25 protein-coding genes and 1 other RNA gene are annotated in these 24,417 nt (G+C 58.4%); 11 read left to right on the forward strand and 15 right to left on the reverse strand.

The genetic code is table 11. The features are described 5' to 3' along the window. Positions 1–33 precede the first annotated feature (33 nt). Entirely contained in the window at positions 34–963 is a 930-nt protein-coding gene (gene rsmI, locus RGU70_RS03810; protein ID WP_322208072.1) for a 16S rRNA (cytidine(1402)-2'-O)-methyltransferase, read from the reverse strand. Between the two features lie 11 nt (positions 964–974). Between rsmI and RGU70_RS03815 the strand changes: the two genes are divergently transcribed. From RGU70_RS03815 to RGU70_RS03835, 5 genes are all read left to right on the forward strand, one after another. Next, on the forward strand, positions 975–2,189 hold the full coding sequence (locus RGU70_RS03815; RefSeq protein WP_322208073.1) for a penicillin-binding protein activator: 1,215 nt from the start codon (positions 975–977) through the stop codon (positions 2,187–2,189). Between the two features lie 5 nt (positions 2,190–2,194). Next, positions 2,195–2,572 (forward strand): YraN family protein, encoded by a 378-nt coding sequence (locus RGU70_RS03820; protein WP_322208074.1) that lies wholly within the window; start codon positions 2,195–2,197, stop codon positions 2,570–2,572. 49 nt (positions 2,573–2,621) lie between these two features. Continuing rightward, a complete protein-coding gene (locus RGU70_RS03825; protein ID WP_322208075.1) occupies positions 2,622–3,218 on the forward strand; it encodes a phosphoheptose isomerase in 597 nt (198 codons plus the stop codon). 22 nt (positions 3,219–3,240) lie between these two features. Beyond that, positions 3,241–3,900 (forward strand): BON domain-containing protein, encoded by a 660-nt coding sequence (locus tag RGU70_RS03830; RefSeq protein WP_416186546.1) that lies wholly within the window; start codon positions 3,241–3,243, stop codon positions 3,898–3,900. A 97-nt stretch (positions 3,901–3,997) separates the two neighbouring features. Beyond that, a complete protein-coding gene (locus RGU70_RS03835) occupies positions 3,998–4,531 on the forward strand; it encodes a TlpA disulfide reductase family protein (protein WP_322208077.1) in 534 nt (177 codons plus the stop codon). Positions 4,532–4,602: 71 nt separating this feature from the next. On the opposite strand, the gene RGU70_RS03840 is transcribed toward RGU70_RS03835, so the two are convergent. From RGU70_RS03840 to RGU70_RS03850, 3 genes are all read right to left on the reverse strand, one after another. Then, complete coding sequence (locus tag RGU70_RS03840; RefSeq protein ID WP_322208078.1) at positions 4,603–5,457, reverse strand: PA4780 family RIO1-like protein kinase; 855 nt, start codon at positions 5,455–5,457, stop codon at positions 4,603–4,605. Positions 5,458–5,532: 75 nt separating this feature from the next. Next, positions 5,533–6,921, reverse strand: a complete 1,389-nt coding sequence (dbpA, locus tag RGU70_RS03845) for an ATP-dependent RNA helicase DbpA (RefSeq protein WP_322208079.1) — start codon at positions 6,919–6,921, stop codon at positions 5,533–5,535. A gap of 285 nt (positions 6,922–7,206) precedes the next feature. Next, on the reverse strand, positions 7,207–8,970 hold the full coding sequence (locus tag RGU70_RS03850; protein WP_322208080.1) for a methyl-accepting chemotaxis protein: 1,764 nt from the start codon (positions 8,968–8,970) through the stop codon (positions 7,207–7,209). A 372-nt stretch (positions 8,971–9,342) separates the two neighbouring features. On the opposite strand from RGU70_RS03850, the gene RGU70_RS03855 reads away from it, so the two are divergent. Next, the gene (locus RGU70_RS03855; RefSeq protein ID WP_322208081.1) at positions 9,343–10,293 is read left to right on the forward strand and encodes a DnaJ C-terminal domain-containing protein; all 951 of its coding nucleotides are present in this window, start codon (positions 9,343–9,345) and stop codon (positions 10,291–10,293) included. After that, complete coding sequence (locus RGU70_RS03860) at positions 10,290–10,634, forward strand: chaperone modulator CbpM (protein WP_322208082.1); 345 nt, start codon at positions 10,290–10,292, stop codon at positions 10,632–10,634. The genes RGU70_RS03855 and RGU70_RS03860 overlap by 4 nt, the downstream gene beginning before the upstream one ends. A gap of 24 nt (positions 10,635–10,658) precedes the next feature. Here the strand turns inward: RGU70_RS03860 and cysW are convergent, their stop codons facing one another. The 7 genes from cysW to RGU70_RS03895 all read right to left on the reverse strand — a co-directional run bounded on the left by cysW (position 10,659) and on the right by RGU70_RS03895 (position 18,435). Continuing rightward, on the reverse strand, positions 10,659–11,495 hold the full coding sequence (cysW, locus tag RGU70_RS03865; RefSeq protein ID WP_322208083.1) for a sulfate ABC transporter permease subunit CysW: 837 nt from the start codon (positions 11,493–11,495) through the stop codon (positions 10,659–10,661). Further along, entirely contained in the window at positions 11,492–12,334 is an 843-nt protein-coding gene (cysT, locus tag RGU70_RS03870) for a sulfate ABC transporter permease subunit CysT (RefSeq protein ID WP_322208084.1), read from the reverse strand. The genes cysW and cysT overlap by 4 nt, the downstream gene beginning before the upstream one ends. A gap of 116 nt (positions 12,335–12,450) precedes the next feature. Continuing rightward, the gene (gene cysP, locus RGU70_RS03875; protein ID WP_322208085.1) at positions 12,451–13,455 is read right to left on the reverse strand and encodes a thiosulfate ABC transporter substrate-binding protein CysP; all 1,005 of its coding nucleotides are present in this window, start codon (positions 13,453–13,455) and stop codon (positions 12,451–12,453) included. Positions 13,456–13,791: 336 nt separating this feature from the next. Further along, entirely contained in the window at positions 13,792–14,727 is a 936-nt protein-coding gene (locus tag RGU70_RS03880; protein ID WP_322208086.1) for an AEC family transporter, read from the reverse strand. Positions 14,728–14,829: 102 nt separating this feature from the next. Then, a complete protein-coding gene (locus RGU70_RS03885; protein ID WP_416186473.1) occupies positions 14,830–17,265 on the reverse strand; it encodes a penicillin-binding protein 1A in 2,436 nt (811 codons plus the stop codon). 118 nt (positions 17,266–17,383) lie between these two features. Then, positions 17,384–17,554 carry a hypothetical protein gene (locus RGU70_RS03890; protein ID WP_322208087.1) on the reverse strand — a complete coding sequence of 57 codons (171 nt, stop codon included), beginning with the start codon at positions 17,552–17,554 and terminating at the stop codon, positions 17,384–17,386. 242 nt (positions 17,555–17,796) lie between these two features. Further along, positions 17,797–18,435 carry a siderophore-interacting protein gene (locus RGU70_RS03895; protein WP_416186474.1) on the reverse strand — a complete coding sequence of 213 codons (639 nt, stop codon included), beginning with the start codon at positions 18,433–18,435 and terminating at the stop codon, positions 17,797–17,799. A gap of 131 nt (positions 18,436–18,566) precedes the next feature. Between RGU70_RS03895 and RGU70_RS03900 the strand changes: the two genes are divergently transcribed. After that, positions 18,567–19,031 carry a MarR family winged helix-turn-helix transcriptional regulator gene (locus RGU70_RS03900; protein ID WP_322208089.1) on the forward strand — a complete coding sequence of 155 codons (465 nt, stop codon included), beginning with the start codon at positions 18,567–18,569 and terminating at the stop codon, positions 19,029–19,031. Here RGU70_RS03900 and RGU70_RS03905 read toward each other — a convergent pair. The 3 genes from RGU70_RS03905 to RGU70_RS03915 are packed head-to-tail and all read right to left on the reverse strand — an operon-like array spanning position 19,028 to position 20,533. Next, entirely contained in the window at positions 19,028–19,255 is a 228-nt protein-coding gene (locus tag RGU70_RS03905; protein WP_322208090.1) for a DUF3820 family protein, read from the reverse strand. The genes RGU70_RS03900 and RGU70_RS03905 overlap by 4 nt on opposite strands. 2 nt (positions 19,256–19,257) lie before the next feature. Next, positions 19,258–19,584, reverse strand: coding sequence for a hypothetical protein (locus RGU70_RS03910; RefSeq protein ID WP_322208091.1), 327 nt, complete (start codon positions 19,582–19,584; stop codon positions 19,258–19,260). A gap of 7 nt (positions 19,585–19,591) precedes the next feature. After that, a complete protein-coding gene (locus tag RGU70_RS03915) occupies positions 19,592–20,533 on the reverse strand; it encodes a DMT family transporter (protein WP_322208092.1) in 942 nt (313 codons plus the stop codon). Between the two features lie 298 nt (positions 20,534–20,831). Here RGU70_RS03915 and RGU70_RS03920 point away from each other — a divergent pair, with 298 nt between their 5' ends. Further along, positions 20,832–21,227, forward strand: coding sequence for a hypothetical protein (locus RGU70_RS03920; RefSeq protein WP_322208093.1), 396 nt, complete (start codon positions 20,832–20,834; stop codon positions 21,225–21,227). 65 nt (positions 21,228–21,292) lie between these two features. Here the strand turns inward: RGU70_RS03920 and RGU70_RS03925 are convergent, their stop codons facing one another. Then, positions 21,293–22,564, reverse strand: coding sequence for a D-amino acid dehydrogenase (locus RGU70_RS03925; RefSeq protein WP_322208094.1), 1,272 nt, complete (start codon positions 22,562–22,564; stop codon positions 21,293–21,295). A 157-nt stretch (positions 22,565–22,721) separates the two neighbouring features. On the opposite strand from RGU70_RS03925, the gene rnpB reads away from it, so the two are divergent. Then, an RNA gene (rnpB, locus tag RGU70_RS03930) (RNase P RNA component class A) lies at positions 22,722–23,049 on the forward strand. A gap of 87 nt (positions 23,050–23,136) precedes the next feature. Further along, a complete protein-coding gene (locus RGU70_RS03935; protein ID WP_322208095.1) occupies positions 23,137–24,294 on the forward strand; it encodes an enoyl-CoA hydratase/isomerase family protein in 1,158 nt (385 codons plus the stop codon). The last annotated feature ends 123 nt before the right edge of the window (positions 24,295–24,417 follow it).

The following is a 24,417-nucleotide window of genomic DNA, read 5'->3' on the forward strand; positions in this document are numbered from 1 at the left end:
GCCGCCTCAAAGTGAGCGGCGCTGAGTGGGGATTTAGCCCTGCTCTGCGGCAGCGTCGTCCGCGTCACGCAAGGCCAGCGCTTGCTGGTAGAGCGCATTTTTTTTCTGTCCGGTCAATTGTGCGGCGAGCGTGGCGGCCTGCTTGACCGGCAATTCGGCCAGCAGAATACGCAATACGCGCAAGGCCTCAACGTCATCGTTGTCCGCCTGCTGCGGCGCTCCCTCTATCAACAAGACGAATTCTCCGCGCTGATGATTCGCATCAGCCGATAACCAGCCGGGCGCTTCGCTCAGGGGGCAGCGGTGAATCGTTTCAAACAGCTTGGTCAGTTCGCGGGCAAACACGATCTGACGCAGCGGACCAAAGACCTTCAATAGCGCATCGATTGTGTCGACGATACGATGCGGCGCTTCGTACAGCACCAGGGTGGCCGTATCGGTGGCAAGGCGCTCCAGTTGCTTGTCGCGCGCGCCGGCCTTGGGTGACAGGAAGCCGATGAAATGGAATTGATCGTTCAGCAAGCCGGAGGCCGATAAAGCCGCAATGCCCGCCGAAGCGCCGGGCAAGGGAATCACGCGCAGTCCGGCGTGCAGCACCGCATCGACAATGCGCGCACCGGGGTCGGAAATGGCCGGCGTGCCGGCATCGGAGACTAAAACGATACGCTCCCCCGCTTGCAGGCGGGCGACGATTTTCTCGGCAACTTCGCGTTCATTGTGTTCATGCGCCGCCAGCAGCGGTTTCGATACCCCATAGCGGTTGAGCAAATGCGCGGTGTTGCGCGTGTCTTCGCAGGCGATGGCATCGGCCAGACTCAGCATGTGCAGGCCGCGCAGGGTGATATCGCAAACATTTCCGATGGGAGTGGCCAGCACATATAATGCCGACACCGGGTAGGTCTGTTGCGCGACTTCATGCATGACCGGCATGGCAGTAAGAAGGGGAGGGCTTGTTTGACTCATCGGAGATGCATATGTTGTTGAAATTACGGATAGCGCTGACGCTTGGCACCGCCTTGCTCGGCGGACTGAGCGGATTGTGCGCCCACGCGCAGGCAAATACAACCGTCGTCACCGATCCGGCCCCCATAGCGGCTGGGCCGGTCAGGGTTGCGCTGCTGCTGCCCTTGCATTCCGGTGTGTTTGGCGCGGCGGCCGATGCGGTACGCACCGGTTTTTTAACCGCGTATGAATTCGATAAACAGCAGATCACCGTCAACATCGTCGAAACCGGCGACACGGCGCAACAAATGCTGACTGCCTACACCGCGGCCATTGCCGCCAACGATATCGTGGTTGGGCCGCTGTCGCGCAGTGGTGTGACGGCAGTGGCGCAAAGCGGTCAGGTCAGCAAGCCGACTATCGCACTGACGCAGCCCGACCTCGTCAGCGAGGTCGGAATCGTCTTGCCGCAGCAATTGCTCTTGCTGGGTCTGTCCGTCGAGGATGAGGCGCGGCAAGTGGCGCAATGGGTGGAGCGGGAGAAAACACCGGGCAAGATATTTACCTTGTCCACGTCTTTGTCCTGGCAGCGGCGTGCGGCCAAGGCGTTCTCGCAACAGGCGCAGCGAATGGGCATGCAAGTGGAATCGCTGGAAGTAACCAGCGCGGGCAATGCTCTCAATGCAGGCGGGCTGGCGCAATTGCAGCAACGCTTGCAGGCGGAAAAGCCAGCCCTGATTTTTGCCGCGCTCGATGCGGCACAGGCCAAGCAACTGCGCAATGCGATCGGCGGCGAGATACCGGTGTATGGCACGTCACAGCTCAATCCGCTGACTCTGGCGGATCAGGCGACCGCCGTCGCGGCACCAAAGGCAGACGAGATCTCGGGGGTGGCTGCGATTGCCGACAATCCCGTGAGTGAAAAACTTGCCGATCTCAATGGCGTCCGCTTTGTCGACATTCCCTGGCAATTGCAGCGCGATTCGGTGGCGGTCACCACGTATCCGCGCCGTATTGTCAGCGCCGGCGAAAAGCACGACGCCGATCTCGAACGCTTATATGCGCTTGGCATCGATGCTTACCGCGTGGCGCGCCAATTGGCGGGTCGCCGTTACGTATTTGACCTCGATGGTGCTACCGGCAAACTGAGCATCGACATGCAGCATGGTGCGACCAGCATGCAGCGCATTGAAACTCCGGGGGTGTATCAGGACGGCTTGCCGGTGCCGCTGGCGGATCAGCGTTAAACGGCGTGGCACTACCTGCTTCTCGACCATCAGGGCAGACCGACCGCCAAGTGACCGGTGCTGCCGCCGAGCAGTCTGCGCTGGATTATCTGGCGCAGCAGCACCTGCGCTTAGTGATGCGTAATTTTCGTTGCAAGGGCGGCGAAATTGACCTTGTCATGCAAGACGGCGAGGTGCTGGTCTTTGTGGAAGTACGCTGGCGCGCCAGCGCGCAATTTGGCGGGGCGGCCGCCAGCGTAACCCGCAGCAAGCAAAACCGGCTTATCATTGCAGCGCACACATTCCTCGCGCGCTACCGCGCACCGCCGCCGTGTCGCTTCGATGTGGTGGCCTTCGAAAGCGGCCGGATGGTCTGGTTAAAAAACGCCATCGAAGCCGGCTGATGTCCATGTGGACGATGGTTTTACCTCTTTTCTTCTTATCTCTATCCCTATGACAAATCAACGAATCATTGCCCACTTCCAGGAAAGTGCAGAGCTGAAAATACAATCCGCTGCGGTCCTGGCACAACCGATCGCCCAGGCGATTGACGTGATGTTCGTCGCCTTGTCGAACGGTAATAAGATTCTTGCCTGTGGCAATGGCGGCTCGGCCGCCGACTGTCAGCATTTCGCCGCTGAACTGGTGGGACGCTTCGAGCGCGAACGTCTGCCGCTGCCGGCAATGGCGCTGACGACCGATACCTCCATCCTGACGGCCGTTGGCAACGACTACAGTTATCTGGAAATTTTTTCCAAGCAAGTACAAGCTTTTGGTCAGGCCGGCGATGTATTGCTGGCGTTTTCAACTTCGGGCAATTCGGCCAATGTGCTGGCCGCTATCGACGTGGCGCTGGAGCGCGACATGCGCGTCGTGGCGTTGACCGGCAAGGGCGGCGGCGCAATCGGCAAACGGATTACCGAGGCGGATGTCCATATCTGCGTACCACACGACCGTACAGCGCGCATCCAGGAAGTGCATCTGGTGACGCTGCACTGCATCTGCGACGGCATTGACGTCGCTCTATTTGGAGGTGATTTGAATGATTGAAGTAACTACTGCAACAAACGCAATGAAGGTGAATGTACCGACGGCATCGCGCGTTAATCGCTTGAAACGGCCACTGGCTACCTTGGCCATCTGCGGCATGCTGGGACTGGGTTTGCAAGGTTGTTTCGGGGTGCTGGCAGGTGGCGCACTGGTGGGGGCGTTTTCCGCCTCTGATCGCCGCACGGTGGGCGCGCAGACGGAAGACAAGGGCATCATCATCAAGGGCGAATCGCGCATCCCCGGTGTGGTTGCTGCAGGTTCGCACGTAAACGTGACCAGCTACAACCGCAAGGTATTGCTGACCGGTGAAGTGCCGGATGAGAAATCGAAACAGGCTGCCGCGGCTGAAACAAGAGACATTCCTAACGTGCAAGGGGTGTTCAATGAATTGCAAATATCAGGCGCTAGCAGCTTCGGTTCGCGTTCCAGCGATGCGCTGATCACGAGCAAGGTACTGGCCAGCTTTGTCGATGCCAAGGATGTTTTTTCCAACGCCTATAAAGTCGTGACGGAAAATGGCGTCGTCTTTCTGCTGGGTCGGGTCACGCAGCGCGAAGCAACGCGCGGTGCTGAAATCGTCAGCGGTGTGAGCGGTGTGCAAAAAGTGGTGACGCTGTTTGAAATTATTTCCGAAGATGATTTGAAACAAAACGACCGCCAATCAGGTAAACAGGCGGAATAATCGTCTGAGGTCGTAAGCAAGGCCGCTCGCGTCGGATTCGTCCGGGCGGCCTATAATGACGGCAGACAGTATTCCCGCCTCCTTTCAGGATATTCCCATGGACTCCCCGACTACCGTTGTTGCCGTATCGCGCAATCGCCTTTGGATCAAGCTGGCTTGCGCCATGGTCGCTACCGCGCTGGCGGTGTTTGCGTATTCCACCATGTCAGGCCACAAGGCTGCGCCGGATGTGAGTTTCGTCCAGCTGGACGGGCAGAAGCTGGCATTGAAGGATTTGCGCGGCAAAGTGGTGATGGTCAATTTCTGGGCGACCAGCTGCACCACTTGCGTGGGTGAAATGCCGAAAATGGTAGAGACCTACAACAAATACAAAGACCAGGGCCTGGATTTCGTCGCCGTGGCCATGAGTTACGATCCGCCGAACTATGTGCTGAACTATGCCCAGACACGCAAGCTGCCGTTCCGCGTGGCGCTCGATTCTACGGATCAGCTGGCGAATGCCTTCGGTGATGTGAAGCTGACCCCCACCACGTTTCTGATCGACAAGCAGGGGCGGATTATCCGCAAATTCGTCGGCGAACCGGAATTTGCGCAGTTGCATCAATTGATAGAAAAAGAACTGGCGGCCTGATTTACTGACCGTGAAAGAGGGGAAGGCAAGAGCGCATTCCCCCGCCGCCGTGAGGCGGTTTTTTTTCGCCCTTACATCCCCTGCATCTGCTGCAGGCGCTGCACCCGTTCCTCTTCCTCCTGGCGGGCGAGTTCGATTTCACGGATCACCGCGCCGACGTCAGCCGGGCGGGTATCGAGCTGGACGATGCCGGTCAGCACGGTATCAGGCGTCAGCAATCCGGCGGTGTACAGCGCCCAGATTTCCTTGCCGTATTGGGTCGCGGCCAGTTGCGGGGCGACATTGCCGAAGAAGGTGGCCAGATTGGCGACATCGCGTTCCAGCATCGGTTGCGCTTCGGTATTGCTGGCGGCATCAATGGCTTGCGGCAAGTCGATGATGACCGGGCCGTGCTCGTCGACCAGGATGTTGTATTCCGACAGATCGCCGTGGATGATGCCGGCGCACAGCATCAGCACGACCTGCCGCAGCAGCTGCGCGTGATAATCGAGCGCCATTGCTTCCGTGAGTTCGACATCGTTGAGGCGCGGCGCGGCGTTGCCGTCGGCATCAGTCACCAGATCCATCAGCAAGACACCCTCGAAGCAAATGTAAGGCGTCGGCACGCGCACGCCGGCAGCGGCCAATCGATAGAGCGCATCGACTTCGGCGTTCTGCCAGGATTCTTCTTGCATCTTGCGACCGTAACGGCTGCCTTTTTCCATGGCGCGCGCCTGACGGCTGTTCTTGACCTTGCGGCCTTCCTGATAGGCGGCGGCCTGATGGAAACTGCGCTGGTTCGCCTCCTTATAGACTTTGGCGCAACGCGTTTCTTCGCCGCAGCGCACGACATAGACGGTGGCTTCCTTGCCGCTCATCAGCTGGCGCAGCACTGAATCGATCAATCCTTCTTCGACCAATGGCTGGATTCTTTTTGGTATTTTCATAGATAGGGCAGCAATGTAGGTAAAGGAACATCTGATGAAACTATTGCGCGGCGCGATCTCCGATTGGTGCGCGCATCAGGTGGCCGCAATGAAGCGCATCTTGAAATTCCGGCCCTTGATATTGCCTTCGCTCAACTGCGCGTAGGCTTGCTTGGCGCTGTCGCGATGCAAGGCGACATAGGTGATGAATTCGAACACATTGATCTTGCCGATCTTGTCCTTGCTCAAGCCGGCGTCGCCGGTCAATGCGCCAAGGATATCGCCCGGGCGCAGCTTGTCTTTTTTGCCGCCCATGATGAGCAGCGTGACCATAGGCGCTTGCAAGGCCTGGCCCGGAGCCGCTTCCAGCGGAGCCAGATCGAACCACTGCACCGGTCCCTTCTGATATTGCTCGATCAGCTTGACCCATTTCTTTTCATTCGGCGCGCACAGACTCAGCGCCAGTCCCTTTTCCTGACCGCGCCCGGTGCGGCCGACGCGATGGATATGGACTTCGGTATCTTTCGATACATCGACATTGATGACCGCACCCAGCGACTGAATATCGAGTCCGCGCGCGGCGACATCGGTGGCGACCAGCACCGAGCAGCTCTGGTTGGAAAACAGCACCAGAATTTCATCGCGCTCCTTTTGCTCCAGTTCGCCATACAGCGCCAGCGCGGAAAAACCCTGCGCGCGCAATTCCGCCGCCAGTTCGCGGCAATGGATTTTGGTGTTGCAAAAAGCCAGTGTGGAAACCGGTTTGTAATGGTTCAGCAGCTGCGCCACGGCCGCATTGCGGCCCTTGTCGCTGACGTCATAAAAACGCTGTTCGATGCGCGCGCCGTCATGCTGCGCTTCGACTTTGATTTCGGTCGGATTTTGCAGAAAGGCAGCGCTGGCCTTGCGGATATCCTCGGCATAGGTAGCGGAAAACAGCAGCGTCTGGCGACGCGTCGGGCAGGCGCTGACAATGCCGGAAATTTCTTCGTGAAATCCCATATCCACCATACGGTCGGCCTCGTCCAGCACCAGTGTCTGCACATGCGACAAATCGATGGTGCCGCGGCCAATATGGTCGCGAATCCGGCCCGGTGTGCCTACGACGATATGCGCGCCATGTTCCAGCGATGCGATTTGCGGACGCATAGGCGCGCCGCCGCACAGGGTCAGCACCTTGATATTGTCGGCAAAGCGCGCCAGCCGGCGCAATTCATTCGATACCTGGTCGGCCAGTTCCCGCGTCGGGCATAGCACCAGCGCCTGAATCGCAAAATAAGTCGGATTCAGTTTGAACAGGATGCCGATACCGAAGGCGGCGGTTTTCCCGCTGCCGGTTTTGGCCTGCGCAATCAGATCGCGGCCTTCGAGAATCAGCGGCAGGCTCTTGGCCTGAATGTCCGTCATCTCGTGATAGGCGAGCAGCTCGAGGTTGCTCAGGAGTGCCTGCGGTAATGGCAGGTCGGAAAAGGGGGAAACGGTCATGGTGATAGCGCTGGCAGCGTGAAGAAGGAGGCAGTCTAACAGGCGCAGGGACTCGCCGCGGCGGCAAACGGATGAAAGCGCTGAAAACAGGCCCGGCATTGTTGTCTGGGGGCACGTTTAAGGCTGGAATGGCGCGTCGATACGTGTCAGACGGGTGGACGGCCGGTCACAAAAAAACAGGGCCGACTATGCATCGGCCCTGTTCTTATTTCGTCTTCGCCATCCAGTGAGGAGAATTACCTAGCTTTGATGATTTACCTTGGATTGCTTGCCTTATTGCCAGCCTTAGAAGGTTTCCCAGTCGGACTCGTTGGACGGTGCGGAAGGGGACTTAGGTGCCGCCTTTTTCTCGATCGCGATGCTGGATTTTGCCGCCGTTACCTTGGGTGTGGCAGGGCTGACGTCGATCGTTCGCTTGGCCATGGCGGGCGCTGGTCGTGCAGACGCGGCGGGTGCGGCGGGCTGCTTCCGTGCGGGTGCCGATGTGGTCGATGGTATCGATGAATCAATCTGGAACTGACTGACCAGTGCTTCCAGCGTGCTGGCCTGATCTTGCAGCGATTGCGCCGTCGATGCCGCTTGCTCTACCAGTGACGCATTTTGCTGTGTCGTCTGATCCATCTGGGTAATCGCCTGACCGACCTCATTAATACCGATGCTTTGTTCTTTGCTGGCTGAACTGATTTCCGCCACGATGTCCGTGACCCGCTTTACGCTGGCAACCACTTCGCTCATCGTGTTGCCGGCCTGCGCCACCAGCTTGCTGCCGCTGTCGACCTTATCTACCGAGTCATCGATCAGGGTTTTGATTTCCTTGGCGGCAGCGGCGCTGCGTTGCGCCAGACTGCGCACTTCGCTCGCCACCACCGCAAAGCCACGGCCCTGTTCGCCGGCGCGCGCAGCTTCCACCGCGGCATTGAGCGCGAGGATGTTGGTCTGGAAGGCAATGCCGTCGATGACGCTGATGATGTCGACGATCTTGCGCGACGAGTCATTGATCGAACCCATGGTTTGCACCACTTGCCCCACTACGCTGCCGCCCTGGACTGCCACCTCGGAAGCAGAGACAGCCAATTGGCTGGCCTGCTGCGCGCTGTCGGCATTTTGTTTCACCGTTGCGGTCAGTTGCTCCATTGCCGAGGCGGTTTCTTCCAGCGAGCCTGCCTGTTGCTCTGTCCGGTGCGACAGGTCAACGTTGCCTGCGGAAATATCACGTGAGGCAGAAGAAATCGTGTCGGCAGCGACTTTGATATTGCGGATCGTTTGCGCCAGTGCGTCGCGCATGCGCTTCATGGCGTAGACCAGACTGCTGTTATCGCCGGCCGGGACGTTAATCTGCACCGACAGGTTGCCGCTGGCAATGCGGTTAGCGATATCCGTTGCATATTCAGGGTCGCCGCCCAGCATACGCAGGATGCTGCGGTTGACCAAAGAAATCAGTGCGAACAGCGCCAGTGTAATGAGCAGCAGGATGATGCCGGCCTTGTACAGGGCTTGTATGAAGGCACTGTCGATATCATCGATATAAGTACCGACTGTAAACACCCATCCCCATGGCTGGTAGTTGAGCGAATACGACGTTTTGGGCGAGGACTCTGTCGCGCCGACATGCGGCCAGACATAGTTGCTGAAACCGCCACCCGGTTGTTTTGCCGCTTTGGCGGTGTTGACGAACACGGAATTGCCTGCGGTATCTTTCACATCCGTCAGTTTTTTTCCATTCAGTTCCGGCTTGATCGGATGCATCAGCATCACTTCGCCTTCGCCCGCAACGGAAACATAGCCATCTTTTCCGAAGCGCATGGCCTTGATGGTATCGAGCGCTTGTTTTTGCGCATCGGTCAGACTCAGTTTGCCGCTTTGCGCCAACTCTGCATAATATTTGGTAACGCCTACGGCGACCTCGACGGCGCCAGTCAGTGCTGTTTTGCGTTCTTCCAGGCGGATTTGTCGGACAGTATTGGCGTCATAGACCGAAATGGCGAATAAGGCGATCAAGCTGGCGATGAGGGGGAGCCAGAGTTTCTGGCTAAAGCTGAGTTTATTCATGGCGAAGGTTCTGGCGTGTATCTTTTAGTTGTTTAAAGTCGGAAAAATTGAATCCTCCGTCGAACTTTCGTCTTGCTCAATTGCAGTTCCCTGCTAGGGCTGAGTAGGTTAAATCGAGAATCCGGGGATTGCAATCATTGCCATAAAAAATCTGCCAAAATCTTTTAAATCGTCTTTTTGGTGCAAGTGGCTTGAGAAATATTTACTTGCTTTGAATTTTTTATGCTTATTTAAAATTCCTGCGAATAGTGGTGATTCGAATTGCCGCCCGCACCGGCCACCGGCCTATACTGTCTCAATCAGGGAGCAAAACTCTCCCGCAAAGGCGTGCCTGCCAGAATGGCTGCGCTTCATTTCACCCTCAGGAATCGAATGAAATACAAGGACTATTACGAAGCGCTGGGCGTTGAGCGGACGGCGACGACCGACGACATCAAAAAAGCCTATCGCAAGCTGGCGCACAAATATCATCCTGACGTTTCCAAGGACCCGCAAGGGGAAGAGAAATTCAAGACCATTGCCGAGGCCTATGCCACGCTCAAGAATCCCGAGAAGCGCCAGGAATACGATGATCTCGGCAAGCATCAGGCGGAAGAAAGTTTCAGTCCGCCGCCCGAGTGGCGGCAGCAATATGGTGGCGGCGGCGAGGCCCGTTACGACGATGTCGATCTGTCGGACCTGTTCAGTTCTTTCCGCTCGGGCGGACGCGGCAATCCCGGCGCGCGCAGGCAGCCGCGTCCGCAACCGGGCGAAGACTACACGGCCAATATTGCGGTGTCGTTTGAGAAACTCTATAGCGGCGGCGAAACCGATATCAGCGTCGATGTGCCCGAATACGACGAGCATGGTTTGCCGCATCGCGTCGCGCATACGTTTCGCGTCACCATTCCCAAAGGAGCCAGTCCCGGGCAGCGCTTGCGGCTGGGCGGCAAGGGCGGTCCCGGCCAGCATGGCGGTAAAGCAGGGGATTTGTATGTCGTCCTGACGCTGGCCTCGCATCCGCTGTACCGCGCCAGCGGTGCCGACATGACCCTCGACCTGCCACTGACCCCGTGGGAAGCCGCGCTGGGCGCCGCCGTCAAGATTCCGACGCTGGGCGGCGAAGTGGAACTCAATGTCAAACCCGGTACGTCTTCGGGGCAGCGGCTGCGGCTGGCCAAGCGCGGATTGCCGGCCTCGGACGGGACTTTCGGCGACCTGTACGCCATCGTGCAAATCGTCGTGCCCAAGGATATGAGCGCCGCTGAAAAAGCGCTCTACGAACAGCTCTCCACGCTCGGCGGAGCCAATCCGCGCGAGCATTTCAAACAAGGTGCGAAATGAAGATCGACATCTCGGAATGGGTCTGGCTTAACGATAGAGCGGTGTGTTCCGCCGCGCACTTACTGGAAGTCTCCGGCTTGTCGGAAGACGAACTCAGCGACCTGATGGACGCCGGCGTCATCGCAGCGGCTGCTACTGATGCCGCTGCTGACGACATGACCGCGCCGCAACAGAGTCTGGCGACGGCCTCGTTTCATTTGCACTATGTGGTCGTCGCCCGGCGCGCTCGCCGCTTGCGTGACGATTTTGAGCTCGATAAAAATGGCGTGGCGCTGGCGCTCGCGCTGATACAACGCATCGATGCTTTGCAGGCAGAACTGGATGCAAAGCGGGCGGGTTGATGCGCTGAGGTGTCCTTATCGCCCCTAGCGGATCGATGCCTGACGCGCCAGACGCCACTCCATGAAAGTTTTCAGTATCAGCGTAACGACTGCCATGCACGCCAGCAATGCGGCGGCGGTAAAGGCCGCCGTTGTCTTGTAGTCATTATTGAGTTGCTCGACCAGCAGCGGCAGGGTCAGGGTCTGATTCATGATGGTGCCCGACACAACGGACACCGCGCCAAACTCGCCAACTGCGCGCGCACTGCTCAGCACCGCCCCATATAACAGACCCCATTTGATGTTCGGCAGCGTCACCTTCCTGAAAATCTGCCAGCCGCTTGCGCCAAGCGAAAAGGCGGCAAGCTCTTCTTCGCTCCCCTGCACCTGCATCAGCGGAATCAGAATGCGTGCGATATAGGGGGATGTGACGAAGATCGTTACCATCACAATCCCCGGCCAGGCAAACATCAGCTGTATGTCATGCCCGTAAAGCCATTTGCCTACCGTGCTTTCCATCCCGAACATCACCAGATAGCAAAGTCCGGCCACGACGGGCGAGGTGGCATACGGAATGTCCACCAGCACCATCAGCAAGGCGCGTCCTTTAAAGTCGTAATGCGTCACGCACCACGCCAGCAAGATGCCGAAGACCAGATTGCAGGGAATGGTCAGTGTCGTGACTATCAGCGTGAGCCAGATAGCGTGATGCAGATAGTCCTCACTGAGGTTGCTGAGAAGCGCGTCCCATCCTTCGCTGAACGCTTTGGAGAAGATCAGCACAAGCGGCGTCGCCAGCATCAGCAAGGCCAGAGCGATTCCGAGCAAGACCAACAATACCTGTACGGCCCCTTCGGGAGCCTTGCGTCGATTCGGGGTCATCGCGCATGCCTTTGAAATATCTTGACCTGTACCAGCTGCAACAGGAACAGCAAGAGCAATGAGGCCACCAGCACCACCGAGGCAATGGCGGCCGCCGCCGAATAATTAAATTCCTGCAGTCGCACAAAAATCATCAGCGACGTCACTTCCGTTTGAAAAGGGATATTGCCGGCAATCATGATCACCGCGCCGAACTCTCCCAGGCTGCGAATGAAGGCCTGCGACGATCCGGTAATGAGGGCGGGGACCAGCGTAGGGAAAATGACCTTGCAAAATATCTGCCACTTCCGTGCGCCCAGCGTTGCGGCCGCTTCTTCCTGCTCGGCTTCGATTTCTTCCATTACCGGTTGCAGCGAGCGGACGATAAACGGCAGCCCGGTGAAAATCATGGCCACCACGATGCCGGGAAACGCATACGCAATTTTCCAGCCGAACAGTTCGAACCATCGTCCCAGCCAGCCGGAAGGGATAAATAAGGCCGACAGGGTAATGCCCGCCACCGAGGTCGGCAAGGCAAACGGCAAGTCAACCAAGGCGTCGATCAGCCTCCGGCCGGGGAACTCGTAGCGCGTGATGATCCATGCCAAGATCACGCCAATCAGCGTGGCGGCCACGGTGGAATACAAAGCCGCCGTCAGGGTGACGCGGTAACTTTGCAAAACCCGGGCATCGGTGATCGCGGCCCAGTAAGCGGCCCAGCTCATGTCGGCAGCATTCACGAGCAGCGCGGACAGCGGAATAAGAATAACGAAGCTGATATACAGCGACGAAAACCCGAAACTCAGCGCGAAGCCGGGCAGGATGGGCTTGCTTCTAAAGAAAAACAAGGGAGCTGGCACAGTGGGGTGTACGCCTGTTCAATAGGGCATTAGGACTTACGCAAAAGCCCGTCTGACCGGCAAAGTCGGGTCAGACGGGCCGCCTGGTCAGTGCGGGTGAGGAGAAGCAAGAAAAATCAGCGCTGTCCTAACAGCTGATCCAGAATCGCGCCGGACGCAAAATGCGCCTGCTGGATCTGATCCCAGCTGCCAAGCACCTTGGTCGGGTCGATCAGACGTACCTTCGCATAGCGATCGGCCACCACCTTGGCGACATCGGGATGATTGACCCGGTAGTGGAAGGTCGTCAGCAATAGCTGGATTTCACGCGAATACTCATATTGAAGATAGGCGGTGGCGACTTTGCGCGTGCCTTTTTCGTCGACTACCTTGTCGACCACGGCGACCGGAAACTCGGCCAGCACAGAGACGGCAGGCACCACTACCTCAAAGCCACCGGCTTTGAACTCGTCGCTTTGAGCGATATTCAAGACTTCCGATTCAAACGTCAGCAATACATCGCCTTGTCCGTTTTGCGCAAAAGCGACCGTCGCGCCGCGACCTCCGGTGGCAAAGTTGACCACGTTGTGCAGCAGACTGCCGACGAACTGCTTGGTCTTTATCGGATCGCCCTTGAATTTTTCATTCGCATAGAGCCATGCGCCAAGATAGGTATAGCGCGCATTGCCCGATGTTTTTGGATTAGGGAACACCAGTTTGACGTCATCCCTGACCAGATCGTCCCAGCCTTTGATGTGCTTGGGATTGCCCTTGCGCACCAGAAAAGCGATCGTGCTGTAATACGGCGAGCTATTGTTGGGGAAGGCCTTTTGCCAGTCTTTTCTGAGCAAGCCGCGTTGCGCGAGGATGTCGATATCGGTGACCTGATTGAAGGTGACGGTATCGACCTTCTTCCCCTGAATAATGTCTTGCGCCTGACGCGAGGTGCCGGCATACGACTGGTCGATGCGCAAATCCTGCCCGGTCTGGGCTTTCCAGAACGCATTGAATTTGGGATTGATCGCTGAAAACACTTCGCGGGCGACATCGTAAGAGGCATTCAGGATTGGCTTTTCCTGCGCTTGGCATACGCCAGTCAATAACATCAGTCCGGTGAGCGTATAGCGGATAGCCTTGATCATTGTTTTCCCTTAAGGATAAATTTTTATGTAGGTAGCGGAGGCTAAATGACGGGCCTGAAAGACTTGCCCCAACAATTTAACAGCATGCGTCGTGCGCATGAACAACAAATTTCGACTTTGCTTATGCAAGGGCGGGCTAATAGTAGCAAAGGGCGGACGACTGCGTCTGAAGAGGAGCGATGCGGAAGTGAGGCCGTCCAATCGGTCAGTGCGGTCAGTACGGTCAGTGCGGTCGATGCAGTAATGCGGATATTAGGCAAACTGCGCAATGATGCGCTCGACTTTGCTGAGTCGGGTCATTCCCGATGCGGTCTGAGGCTTCCTACGGGACACGGCTTAGTGCGGAAACAGCCAGTACAGCAGCAGTGAGACGGTCAGCAGCGAGCCCAGCGTTGACAGCAGAATGGCGCGCGACATGCCGGATGCTTCCCGACCGTACAGTTCGGCCAGCATGAAGGGGCCGCTGCCTATCGGCAAGGCGGCCAGCAGAACCGCGATACCGGCCACGGTGGGCGGCAGATCGAATACCCAGTAAGCCAGCACAGCCGCCAGCGCCGGTTGCAGTAATAACTTGACCAGCAGCAGCAGAGTCACCGGCTGGCGGGTCGCGTTGACTGGCGCGACGGCCAGAAAGACGCCGATCGAGATCAAGGCGCAGGGCGTGGCAGCCGCTCCCAGCAAATGCACCACCTGTTGCAGGCCCGACGGCAAGGTCAGACCCAATGAGGCAATCGTCAGTCCCAGCAGCGGCGCGACCACTACCGGATTGCGGCACAGTGAGAGGCCGACTTTTTTCAGTGCGCGACCCAGCGGCTGATTGGCGTGGGCGACACTTTCCAGCATGACGATGGTGATGGCAAACAGGACGCACGCGGTCATCACCGTCGCTACGACGGCCGGTGCGGCGTCTTTGGGGCCGAATGCCAGCAGGCAAATCGGCAGACCGATGAAGCCGACGTTGCTATACGAGGACGCCAGTCCGTCCAGGATGGCGTCGATGGCCGGGACTCCTTGTCGCAGGCGGATCAGCAGCGTCAGCAGGAACGCGCCGACAATGCTGAGCCCGAAGACGGCGATGAATGGCAGATTGCCGAGCTGGCTCCAGCGCATTGTGGAAATCAGATCGAACAGCAGCGCCGGCAGGCTGACATAGATGACGAAGCGGTTCAGTTCCGCTGCGGTAGACAGGCGGAAGACTTCTTTCCGTTTGAGAACATAGCCTAGCAGGATCAGGAAAAAAACCGGGAAAATCACATTCAGCAATGCGCTCATGATGCAGCCTTGCCTATGGCCTGTTGACGTTTCATTTACGAGTGCGAACGCGCGGCAGGCGGTGACTGCCTAGGCTATCCCTTATTCCTGATGAGGTGGTGTTCAATGCCCGTCGTAGAGCCGGCCGCGGGAGGCGGGTGGTGCCGGTTCGTTATTGCCGCTGCCGTTGTTGGCGGGGGCTGCCGCAGGTTTGTCGAACCCGAAAAACTCGGCGACGGCGGCGGGGAACGAGCTGGCCTCGACCCCGAGCGATTCGACGAAGCCGTTGCCCGGAGTGAAATTGTCGTAATACGGTTCGCCATTAATGACCGTTATTCCTGCCGGCATGGGCATTTGCTGCTGAGGCACGTTTTTCAGAGCGCGGCCCATGTATTCGACCCAGATCGGCAACGCGAGTTGTGCGCCGAACTCTTTGCTGCCGAGGCTCTTCGGTTGGTCGTATCCCATCCAGGCGACTGCCGTCAGCGAACGCTGATAACCGGCAAACCAGCCATCGACCGCGTCATTGGTGGTACCAGTTTTACCCGCCAGATCGGTACGGTGCAGCACGTTGCTGCCAGCTGCCGTGCCGCGCTGGGCGACCGATTGCAGCATGCTGGTCATGATGTAGCTGTTACGCGCATCAATGGCGCGCGGGGCATTTTGCTCGGCTATCAGCGGTTGCGCTTTCGACAGTATCTTGCCGTGGGTGTCGGTGACTTCGCTGATCAGGTAAGGGTTGACCGTGTAACCGCCATTGGCAAATACGGCGTAAGCAGCCGCCAGTTGCAGCGGTGTGGTTTGTCCTGCGCCCAGTGCCAGCGGCAGGTAGGGCGGCGTTTTTTCAATGTCGAAACCGAAATGCTGGGTGGTGAATTCCTGCGCATAGTTGACGCCGATGGCGGCAAGCAGACGGATGGCGACCAGATTGACCGATTTTTGCAGGGCGGTGCGGATGGGCGTCGGGCCGGCAGGCGGATCGTCATCGCGCGGTTCCCAATTGTCCTGACCCGGGCCGGCCGGATAGGACACCGATGCATCGTTGACGATGCTGGCCGGGCCATAGCCTTTTTCCAGTGCCGCCGAATAGATGAAGGGCTTGAAGGTGGAACCCGGCTGACGCCAGGCCTGCGTCGCGTGGTTGAATTTGCTTTGCGCAAAATCGAAACCGCCGACCAGCGCCCGGATCGCCCCGTCTTGTGGCGTCAGGGCGATGAGGGTTGCCTGCACCTGCGGCGCTTGCGTGATCTGCCAGTTCTTTTTAGCGTCCAGTACGACGCGGATGATCGCGCCGGGCTGGATGCGCAGCGCGGCGCTGGCTTTCGGGCTGAGGCCGGCGGCGGCGAAGCGCAGGCCATCGCCAGTGATGACGACTTCAGTGTCGTTGCGCAGCATCGCCTTGACTTGTTTCGGTGAAACCTCGGTGACCACGGCGGCCAGCAGGGTGTCGTCGTCGGGGTGATTGTCGAGGACGTCGTCGATCGCGTCCTGACGGTCGTCCTCATCGGACGGCAGGACGATATTGCCTTCCGGGCCGCGATAGCCATGCCTCCTGTCGTAATCGAGCACGCCCTTGCGCACGGCATCGTAGGCAGCCCGCTGATCTTCGGCCTTGATGGTGGTAGTGACGCTGATGCCGCGGGTGTAGGTGTCTTCCTTGTACTGCGCGTACATCATCAGCCGGACCATTTCGTTGACGTATTCGGCGTGGACGTTGTATTGGCTGCCGGGTGCTTTGACCTGGATGTCTTCTGCCATCGCGGCGTCGTATTGCTGCTGCGTGATGTATTCCAGCCCGAGCATGCGCTTGAGGATGTATTGCTGGCGGATCTGGGCGCGTTTCGGATTGACCACCGGGTTGTAGGCGGAAGGCGCTTTGGGCAGCCCGGCGAGCATGGCGGCTTGCGCCAGTGTGATGTCTTTGAGTTCTTTGCCGAAGTAGACGCGGGCGGCGGCGGCAAAACCGAAGGCGCGTTGGCCGAGGTAAATCTGGTTCATGTAGAGCTGAAGGATATCGTCCTTGCTCATGGCGGCTTCGATTTTGCCGGCCAGCAGTACTTCGTAAATTTTACGTGTGAGGGTTTTTTCATTCGACAGGAAGACGTTGCGCGCCACCTGCATGGTGATGGTGCTGGCCCCCTGTTTGGCTCCGCCGCGAATCAAGTCAGCGCCGACGGCACGCACCAGACCCAGATAGTCGACACCGCCGTGCTGGTAAAAGCGCGCATCTTCGATGGCCAGCACGGCGTTTTTCATATTGGCGGGGATGTCGGCCAGTTTCACCAGACTGCGCTTTTCTTCGCCGAATTCACCGAGCAGAACATGGTCCGCCGAATAAATGCGCAAGGGTACTTTGGGCTGGTAATCGGTAATCACGTCGAGCGCGGGCAGTTGCGGGCGCATGACGATGAGGGCGTAGGCGGTGATCAATGCGCCGATCAGCACCAGCGTCAGCACGAGCCCGCCGATCATGAATAGCAGCCGCCGGCCGGAAAAACCTGCTTGTGTTCTGGATTTGCTCAAGGGGATGGGGGGATCGAAAGTTGGGGGAATTGACATCGGGCTGCCTGGCAGCGACCGGGGATCTGTCCGGTATGTCCGGTATCTTACAGCATCCTCAGGGGGAGCCCGCGGTGCTTGGCCGGGCCTGAGGATGCGGAGGGGTTTGGTCAGGAGTTTAGTCGCTCAAGGCTTCGTTGGCGGCCTGTTGCGGCGTCATGCCGTCGATGAACAGATCGGTGAACCAGTCAATTTCTTCTTCAATATGTTCCTGCGCCTGTTTCAGCGTTGCGCCGCCGGCCACCAGGAAGCCTTCGACTTCGGTGCACCATGCAATGAGCGCGGCCATCTCAGGATCCAGCTCATTTTTTTTGCCATTTTATTTCTCCGATCGGTAGTGCGGCGGTATGCCTGCGGTAAGGATAAGCCAAGCGTCCGGTCGGCGCTACAGAATACTCAGTCTGGCGAGGTATTGACATGGGGTAATACAAGGGAATGCGGTCGGTTTGAGGCGGGGAACGCCCCATTCGAAGCAAGCTGCGGGCATTAAAAACGCCGTTTGCAAGGACTGATGTATGCACTGGTTGGCCTTTAGGCAAGTTTTTCGTGGAAATCGGCAGCGCCATGTTTCCAGTATGCAGAAACGCGCATGGCATCCTTGGGATGGCGTTTTTCGTCGGTGAGCAAGGTTCTGAGTTCCTTCATCGTGCTGGTTTCGCCCGCGGCCCAGATATAGCCTTCGCCAGCGGGCAAGGCCAGATTGCGAACCGTGGCAAGCAGCTCATCGGCCGACTTTACCCAATGCGGCTCGACATCGGCGCGGGTGTCGAATGCGCGGATATCGTCTGCATGCGCGATTTCAATGACGCTCAACGCCTTTGTGCCGGGCGCGAATTCCTGGAGGCGACGGTGGATCGCAGGCAGGGCAGACAGATCGCCCACTAGCAGATGCCAGTCATAATTTTGCGGAATCACCATGGAGCCGCGTGGACCCGCAATAATTGCGTTCATCCCGACTTTGGCCTGACGCGCCCATTCCGTGGCGGCACCTTGGGCGTGCAGGGCAAACTCCAATGTGAGCTCGCCGCGTTGTTTGTCATACCCTGTTGGCGTATAGTCGCGGCGGGTCGGGGTGCCGTCGCTATCCGGGAAGATGAATTTGATGTGATCGTCAAAGGAATGGGAAATGAAATCGCTCAGGGCCTCCCCTTTGAAACGTACGCTGAGCATGTTGGCGCCGATTTGGTGGACGCCGGCAACGCTTACTTCACGGGATTTGGGCTCTTGGCGGATGCGTTGCACCGACCGGGATGTTGAATTGGTATCCATACTGATAATATTTAGTTGATAAAGTCCTCATTATGAAAATAAAGCTTGATAAAGTCAATCAATCTCCCGCTGCCGATGCGGTCTTTGAAGCGATTCATGCCGTGATGCATCTTTACCGGTCGAGTCGGTCACAAGCCTTTCGGGAGGATGAACGCGACGTCACGCATATGGAAAGTCGTGTGCTGGATTATTTCGCGCGCCATCCCGGTGCCGCCCAAAGCGATCTGGTGATCCATTCCGGACGGGACAAGGCGCAAGTCGCGCGACTGGTGCGCGGACTGCGGGAGCGAGGCTATCTGGATGCACAGGAAGATGAAAAAGATAGACGTAGCATCCGGCTGCAACTGACGGCCGAGGGCCATGACTTGCATCAGCAGTTCCGGCGGTCCGGCAAACAGATACTGGAACATGCGGTGGAAGGCTTGTCGCCGCAGCAGCGCGAGGACTTGGTGCAATTGCTGAGAACCGTACAGGCCAACCTGGAAAAGCAACGCTAGTTGTCGGCTTGGCGTGGCGCTCGCAGCGGATCTAGCAGATGCCGCAGGGCATTGTGATCCAGCTCATACATCAGCGCCAGCAATGTACCCAGGTCCCCCTTCGGAAACCCTTCGCGCGCGAACCAGCCGAGATAGTGTCCGGGCAGGTCGGCCAGCAGCCGTCCCTTGTATTTGCCGTAGGGCATGGTGAGGGTGACGAGGCGCGTCAGGGATTCCACTTCCATATTCACGCCTGCCATACGCCGTAACCGGCTTCGCGCAGGCCGATGGCCAGTTCCACTTCCATGTCGCGCGCGCCGTCGTAGGGCATGGGGTTGTACATCTGATACAGGTGCGGCAGCAGGCGCAGTCCGAATTCCCGGGCGTAGCGGTTCGACTGGATGCCGGCTTTGTGCTTGTCAAAGCGCAGATCGGGATTGAGGCCGGTCATGCCGACGTAAACACAGGGCTTGCCAGTCTGATAATCGGGATTGGCTTTGCGAAAACGGGCTTCATACATCACATCTCCATTGAGTTCGATGACGTAGACGGAGTAATGGTAACCGCGGCGCATGCGGGCCTCAGGCCGATGGGCGGCTGCGACGCCGTTGCGGCAGGGTTGCCAGCACCATGCCGCTGACGGCAAGACCGAACGCCCACAGTTGTCCGCCGCTGAGAGATTCACCCAGCACCAGCACGCCGGTGAGTGTGGCGCTGAGCGGCAGCATGACGGTGAACACGCCGGCTTGCGCGGCCGGGATAGTTTTGAGACCGGTCATCCAGAGCCAGACGGTCCATACGCTGGCGGCCATGCCATAAAACAGCAAGAGCAGCCAGATATCGGTTTTCACCGGAGAAAAATCGAAATGGAGCGCCGTCCACAATCCAAGGGGGGTCATCAGCGCCAGGCCCCAGAGATTGATGAGGGCGCTGATGCGCTTGGGGCTGAGTACGGCAGTCAGCTTTTTGCCGATGACGGTGTACGCGGCTTCGCACACCACGGCGCAAAAGACCAGCAGATTGCCTAGCCATGCCGGTGCTTGCGTCGTCCCGGCGGCCAAGGTGGGAAGTGCGTGCGGCGCGGTGTCTTGCGTCAGTGCCAGCAAGCCTATGCCGATGGCGCTCAGGGCAATCGCGGCCCAGGTGCGCGGGGCAATGCGCTCCTTGAGCAGAACCCAGCTCAGCAGGGCGGCGACGGCGGGGATGGCCGACAGGATGATGCCGGCAGAGACGGCGCCGGTCAGGCTGACGCCGTAAATCATGCACAGCGTGAACAGGAAATTGCCGAGGAAGGATTCGATAAATACCAGGCGCTTGGTCTGGCGCGTCATTGCGGGGACGATGGCAGGTTTCTTCAGCCAGCGCAGCATGGCCACGGCACCGATACCGAAACGTAGCCACGCCAGCAGAAAGATGGGTAGGGCGACTGCCAGCGGCTTGGAGAGAGCGACATAGACGCCGACTAAGGACATGCTCAGCGCGAGACACAAAATAGCCAGTGCGCGATTGGGGACGTGATTCATTGACCGTTTCTTTGGTGAGCTTCCCGCGCGGGTGGATAAAAAGAGGCGAGAGAAAAGAGGCGAGGAGCTGCCTATTTTTGCATTTTTACAGTGCGTCCGCGCATTCGGCACGGGTGTTGGCGCAGGATTCCTCTATCGGGACGCTATTGGGACGCTATCGGGAGCGGATGGAGAGGGGCGGAAAGAGGAGAGTTAGTAAGAGATGTAAGCAAATCAATGGAAACCGGACGTTGTCGGCAAACAGTTCTATATTGGGATCATGACGCGGTTAAAAGCGTCTTATTCTAAGGAGTGAGTCATGTCTAACTATAAAATTGTTTCTGCCTTGTTGATTGCCGGAGTGCTTGCTTCCTCCGTGTCGACAGCGGCGTATGCCGACGGACGCGGGCATGGTGGTGGGAATGGCGTTGCGCTGGTTGCCGGCATTCTCGGCGCAGTGGCCGTCGGTTCCATCATCGCCAACTCAGGGCCGGTGTATCAGGAAGCGCCGCGCTATTATCCGCCGCAGCGGGTCTATCAGGAGCCACAACCTGTCTATTACCAAGCGCCGCAACAAGTGTATTACCAGCAGCCGGGCTATTACCAACGGCCTGTGGTGTACGTTGAGCCGGAACATCGCCGTCATCATGGGTATTACGAAGATTCTTATTATGGCCGACGTCACGGCTACGATGATGATCGCCGCGACCGTTGAGTAAGTTAGTGCGAGTGCGCGGCATGCATCGCCTGTCGCGCACTCGCTAATGAAGCGTCACAGACCTATAGTCCGTTGTAAAGAAAGGGCGTGGCGTCGATAGGCGTGGCGCGGCCGCCGATGTGCGCGGCCAATAGCGCTGCGCTGCCACATGCCAGCGTCCAGCCGAGCGCGCCGTGTCCTACGTTGAGAAATAGTTTGGGGACCGGCGAGCGACCAATGAGTGGCACGCCGGTCGGTGTCGCTGGGCGAAATCCCATCCATGGTGAAAGTGCGGCTTCATCGTCGAGCGCGCTGCTGGCGGGGAACAATTCGCGCACACCCTGTTTCAGTTGCGCGATGGCGCGCGGCGAAATCGTGCGGTCATGGCCGACCAGTTCCACCCGTCCTGCCACTCTGAGTTGGTCGCCCAGGCGGGCATAGACGATTTTTCTGGATAGATCGGTGATGGAGACCTGCGGCGCTGCGGCGCGGGCGACGTCATCGGTCAGCGGCACGGTAATGCTATAGCCCTTGAGGGGGTATACCGGCAAGGCAAATCCGGCATGGGCGGCAAATGCGGCGCTGTTGGCACCCATGGCCAGCACAAAAGCGTCGGCTGTAAATTGCTGTTCTCCGGCCAGCACGGAATGCAGTTCTCCCCGGGACATCACGGCAGCGGTAATCCGGGTGGCGGGGACGAAACGGAAGCCCGCTTGTTGTTCCATTGCCAGCACCAGTTGACGGCAAAACAGAGGGCAGTCGCCGACGGCTTCGCTGGGGGTATGCACTCCTCCGGCCCAGCGTTTTGATGCAGCGGCCAGCGCCGGTTCGATTTCCAGGCAGCGTCGCATATTGACGATTTCCTGCTCACATCCATATTGCGCTTGAAATTTGATTTGACCGGCCGCTGCGGCCAGTCCTGCGGCATCGCTGTACATCACCAGTTTGCCAGGGGTCTTGTGCGCAAAATCGAGCGAGAGCCCTTCTTCCCAGGTCGCGAGTTCTTCGCGGCTCAAGCATGCCAGTTGTAATAATTCCTGCGTAGTGCGTTTGACCCGGCGCGAGTTGCTGGCGGCCAGAAACTGCGCCAGCCAGCGCAGTTGCCCGCTGCCTGCGCCCAGGCGCAAGCTCAGCGGCGATGAACTGCTCAACAGATAGTGGGGCCATTGCGTCCAGATCGAGGGATCGGCCAGCGGTGCGACGTAGGAGTAGCTCAGTTGCGCGCCGTTGCCGTAGCTGGTCTGGCTGCCGGCGGTGGGCTCGGCGTCGATGAGGGTGACTTGATGTCCGTCTGCCAGTAGCCGGTAGGCCGAGCTGACGCCGATAACTCCGGCTCCCAGTATGCAAACGTGCATGTGTTTCTTCCTTGTAAAGTGGCGTGGCGGGGGAGGCCCGTCACTTCTGACGCACTATATAACGCAGCGCTGCGGATGTCGCATGCAAAATCGGCATGAGGTATCCACCGTGCATCAGTGACGCATCGCAGGCCGGGAGTGGGCTACAATGGCGCCCGAAGCAAGCCAGACAGTCGCTGGCCGGCGTTGCAAGACGCTGGCGGGAGGAAGGTCCGGACTCCATAGAGCAGGGTGACGGTTAATGGCCGTCCGCTGAAAGCCGCAAGGTATAAGGCGAGGAATAGGGCCACAGAGACGAGCGTATTTAGTTACGGTGAAACGCGGTAACCTCCACCCGGAGCAATTTCAAATAGGCACGCATTGATGCTGCTCGCGGAGCGTGCGGGTAGAAAGCTTGAGCGCTGGAGTAATTCAGCGCCTAGAGGAATGGCTGTCATAACGGGCAACCGTCGTAACAGAATCCGGCCTATCGGCTTGCTTCACTTTTTTCTGAGAGTTGGACGATTTTGGGTTGATTTGACCTATTTTTGTCTGTTTTTCATTTGTTTTCGTTACTGTTGCCGCCAATCATCATGGACGTTTACGCTGTCGCTCCCGTTTTGTTTGAGGAAATAAGCTGCGCCAACGGCCGTCGCATCGGCGTTGCCACACTTAATGCCGAAAAAACGCTCAATGCACTTTCGGCAGACATGACAGCCTTGCTGACAAGGCAACTGCAAGCATGGCGTGAGGACGCCGCCATTGCCATCGTGGTTTTGCAGGCGGCCGGTGAAAAAGCGTTTTGCGCTGGCGGCGATCTGCAACAGTTGTACCGCGCCATGCAGCAACACCATGCCTCGGCCGAGCGGGACGACATCCGCGGCAATCGCTACGCACTGGATTTTTTCGAGCATGAGTACCGCCTCGATTATCTGATCCACACTTATCCGAAACCGATCTTGTGCTGGGGGCACGGCATTGTGATGGGCGGCGGTATTGGTCTGATGGCCGGTGCCAGCCATCGCGTGGTGACGGAGCGGTCGCGTCTGGCCATGCCGGAAATCACTATCGGCCTGTTCCCGGATGTGGGCGGTAGCTGGTTTCTGAGTCGTATGCCGGGTCGGCTCGGTCTCTTTTTGGGTTTGACCGGGGCGGCGATGAACGCCGAAGACGCGTGTTTCGCCGGCCTTGCCGATTACCGGATTGCCCATGCCGATAAGTCGGCGGTGATCGACGCATTGCGGCAGCAAAACTGGAGTGGTGACGGCGATGCTGCGCTGCTCAGTCAGGTGTTGCTGGAGGCGGAGCAAAGCGCTTTGGGGCAGGCGGCGTTTGCGCCGTCACAGCTCCGCATTCATTACGATTTGATTGATCGCGTCTGCCGGGCGCCCTTGCTCGGTGGCGTCGTCGATGCTATCGCTCACATCGGCGGCGATGATGCGTGGCTGCAAAAAGCCGCTAAAACGCTGGCGGCCGGCGCGCCCGGTTCTGTCTGGCTGATTGCGGCCTTGCAGCAGCGCGCACGTCATTTGTCGCTGGCAGAGGTATTTCGCCTGGAGTTGGTGACGGTGCTGCATTGCGCGGCTCGTCCTGATTTCGCAGAAGGCATACGCGCTCTGATTATCGACAAGGACCAGCAGCCGCGCTGGCAGCACGCCAGTCTGGCGGAGGTCAGCACAATCTGGGGCGAAGGTTTCTTCGTCGACCCCTGGTCTGCCGCTGAGCATCCGCTCGCTGATCTGGGGCGCTGAGCCAGGTACTATCCCCGCGTCGTTGTAGTCCCCGCTTCTGCTTGGCGTATTTTCATTCGTATGTACGTCGATTCCACTCGGAAAAGTCTCATTTTTTGAGGCGTTTCTCCCAGGCGCAACATT

It is taken from the genome of Herbaspirillum sp. RTI4 (genome assembly GCF_034313965.1).
Lineage (GTDB): Bacteria > Pseudomonadota > Gammaproteobacteria > Burkholderiales > Burkholderiaceae_D > Herbaspirillum.

What these genes read in the sequence shown, in the direction of transcription:
- RGU70_RS03835 (WP_322208077.1), top strand. Translation starts at nt 3,998, where the DNA reads ATGGACTCCCCGACTACCGTTGTTGCCGTATCGCGCAATCGCCTTTGG.
- RGU70_RS03850 (WP_322208080.1), bottom strand. Translation starts at nt 8,970, where the DNA reads ATGAATAAACTCAGCTTTAGCCAGAAACTCTGGCTCCCCCTCATCGCC.
- RGU70_RS03915 (WP_322208092.1), bottom strand. Translation starts at nt 20,533, where the DNA reads ATGAATCACGTCCCCAATCGCGCACTGGCTATTTTGTGTCTCGCGCTG.
- RGU70_RS03910 (WP_322208091.1), bottom strand. Translation starts at nt 19,584, where the DNA reads ATGCGCCGCGGTTACCATTACTCCGTCTACGTCATCGAACTCAATGGA.
- RGU70_RS03905 (WP_322208090.1), bottom strand. Translation starts at nt 19,255, where the DNA reads ATGGAAGTGGAATCCCTGACGCGCCTCGTCACCCTCACCATGCCCTAC.
- RGU70_RS03855 (WP_322208081.1), top strand. Translation starts at nt 9,343, where the DNA reads ATGAAATACAAGGACTATTACGAAGCGCTGGGCGTTGAGCGGACGGCG.
- RGU70_RS03860 (WP_322208082.1), top strand. Translation starts at nt 10,290, where the DNA reads ATGAAGATCGACATCTCGGAATGGGTCTGGCTTAACGATAGAGCGGTG.
- RGU70_RS03825 (WP_322208075.1), top strand. Translation starts at nt 2,622, where the DNA reads ATGACAAATCAACGAATCATTGCCCACTTCCAGGAAAGTGCAGAGCTG.
- RGU70_RS03830 (WP_416186546.1), top strand. Translation starts at nt 3,241, where the DNA reads ATGAAGGTGAATGTACCGACGGCATCGCGCGTTAATCGCTTGAAACGG.
- RGU70_RS03885 (WP_416186473.1), bottom strand. Translation starts at nt 17,265, where the DNA reads ATGTCAATTCCCCCAACTTTCGATCCCCCCATCCCCTTGAGCAAATCC.
- rsmI (WP_322208072.1), bottom strand. Translation starts at nt 963, where the DNA reads ATGAGTCAAACAAGCCCTCCCCTTCTTACTGCCATGCCGGTCATGCAT.
- RGU70_RS03840 (WP_322208078.1), bottom strand. Translation starts at nt 5,457, where the DNA reads ATGAAAATACCAAAAAGAATCCAGCCATTGGTCGAAGAAGGATTGATC.
- dbpA (WP_322208079.1), bottom strand. Translation starts at nt 6,921, where the DNA reads ATGACCGTTTCCCCCTTTTCCGACCTGCCATTACCGCAGGCACTCCTG.
- RGU70_RS03900 (WP_322208089.1), top strand. Translation starts at nt 18,567, where the DNA reads ATGAAAATAAAGCTTGATAAAGTCAATCAATCTCCCGCTGCCGATGCG.
- RGU70_RS03890 (WP_322208087.1), bottom strand. Translation starts at nt 17,554, where the DNA reads ATGGCCGCGCTCATTGCATGGTGCACCGAAGTCGAAGGCTTCCTGGTG.
- cysP (WP_322208085.1), bottom strand. Translation starts at nt 13,455, where the DNA reads ATGATCAAGGCTATCCGCTATACGCTCACCGGACTGATGTTATTGACT.
- RGU70_RS03935 (WP_322208095.1), top strand. Translation starts at nt 23,137, where the DNA reads ATGGACGTTTACGCTGTCGCTCCCGTTTTGTTTGAGGAAATAAGCTGC.
- RGU70_RS03920 (WP_322208093.1), top strand. Translation starts at nt 20,832, where the DNA reads ATGTCTAACTATAAAATTGTTTCTGCCTTGTTGATTGCCGGAGTGCTT.
- RGU70_RS03895 (WP_416186474.1), bottom strand. Translation starts at nt 18,435, where the DNA reads ATGCTCAGCGTACGTTTCAAAGGGGAGGCCCTGAGCGATTTCATTTCC.
- RGU70_RS03925 (WP_322208094.1), bottom strand. Translation starts at nt 22,564, where the DNA reads ATGCACGTTTGCATACTGGGAGCCGGAGTTATCGGCGTCAGCTCGGCC.
- RGU70_RS03815 (WP_322208073.1), top strand. Translation starts at nt 975, where the DNA reads ATGTTGTTGAAATTACGGATAGCGCTGACGCTTGGCACCGCCTTGCTC.
- RGU70_RS03880 (WP_322208086.1), bottom strand. Translation starts at nt 14,727, where the DNA reads ATGAGCGCATTGCTGAATGTGATTTTCCCGGTTTTTTTCCTGATCCTG.
- cysW (WP_322208083.1), bottom strand. Translation starts at nt 11,495, where the DNA reads ATGACCCCGAATCGACGCAAGGCTCCCGAAGGGGCCGTACAGGTATTG.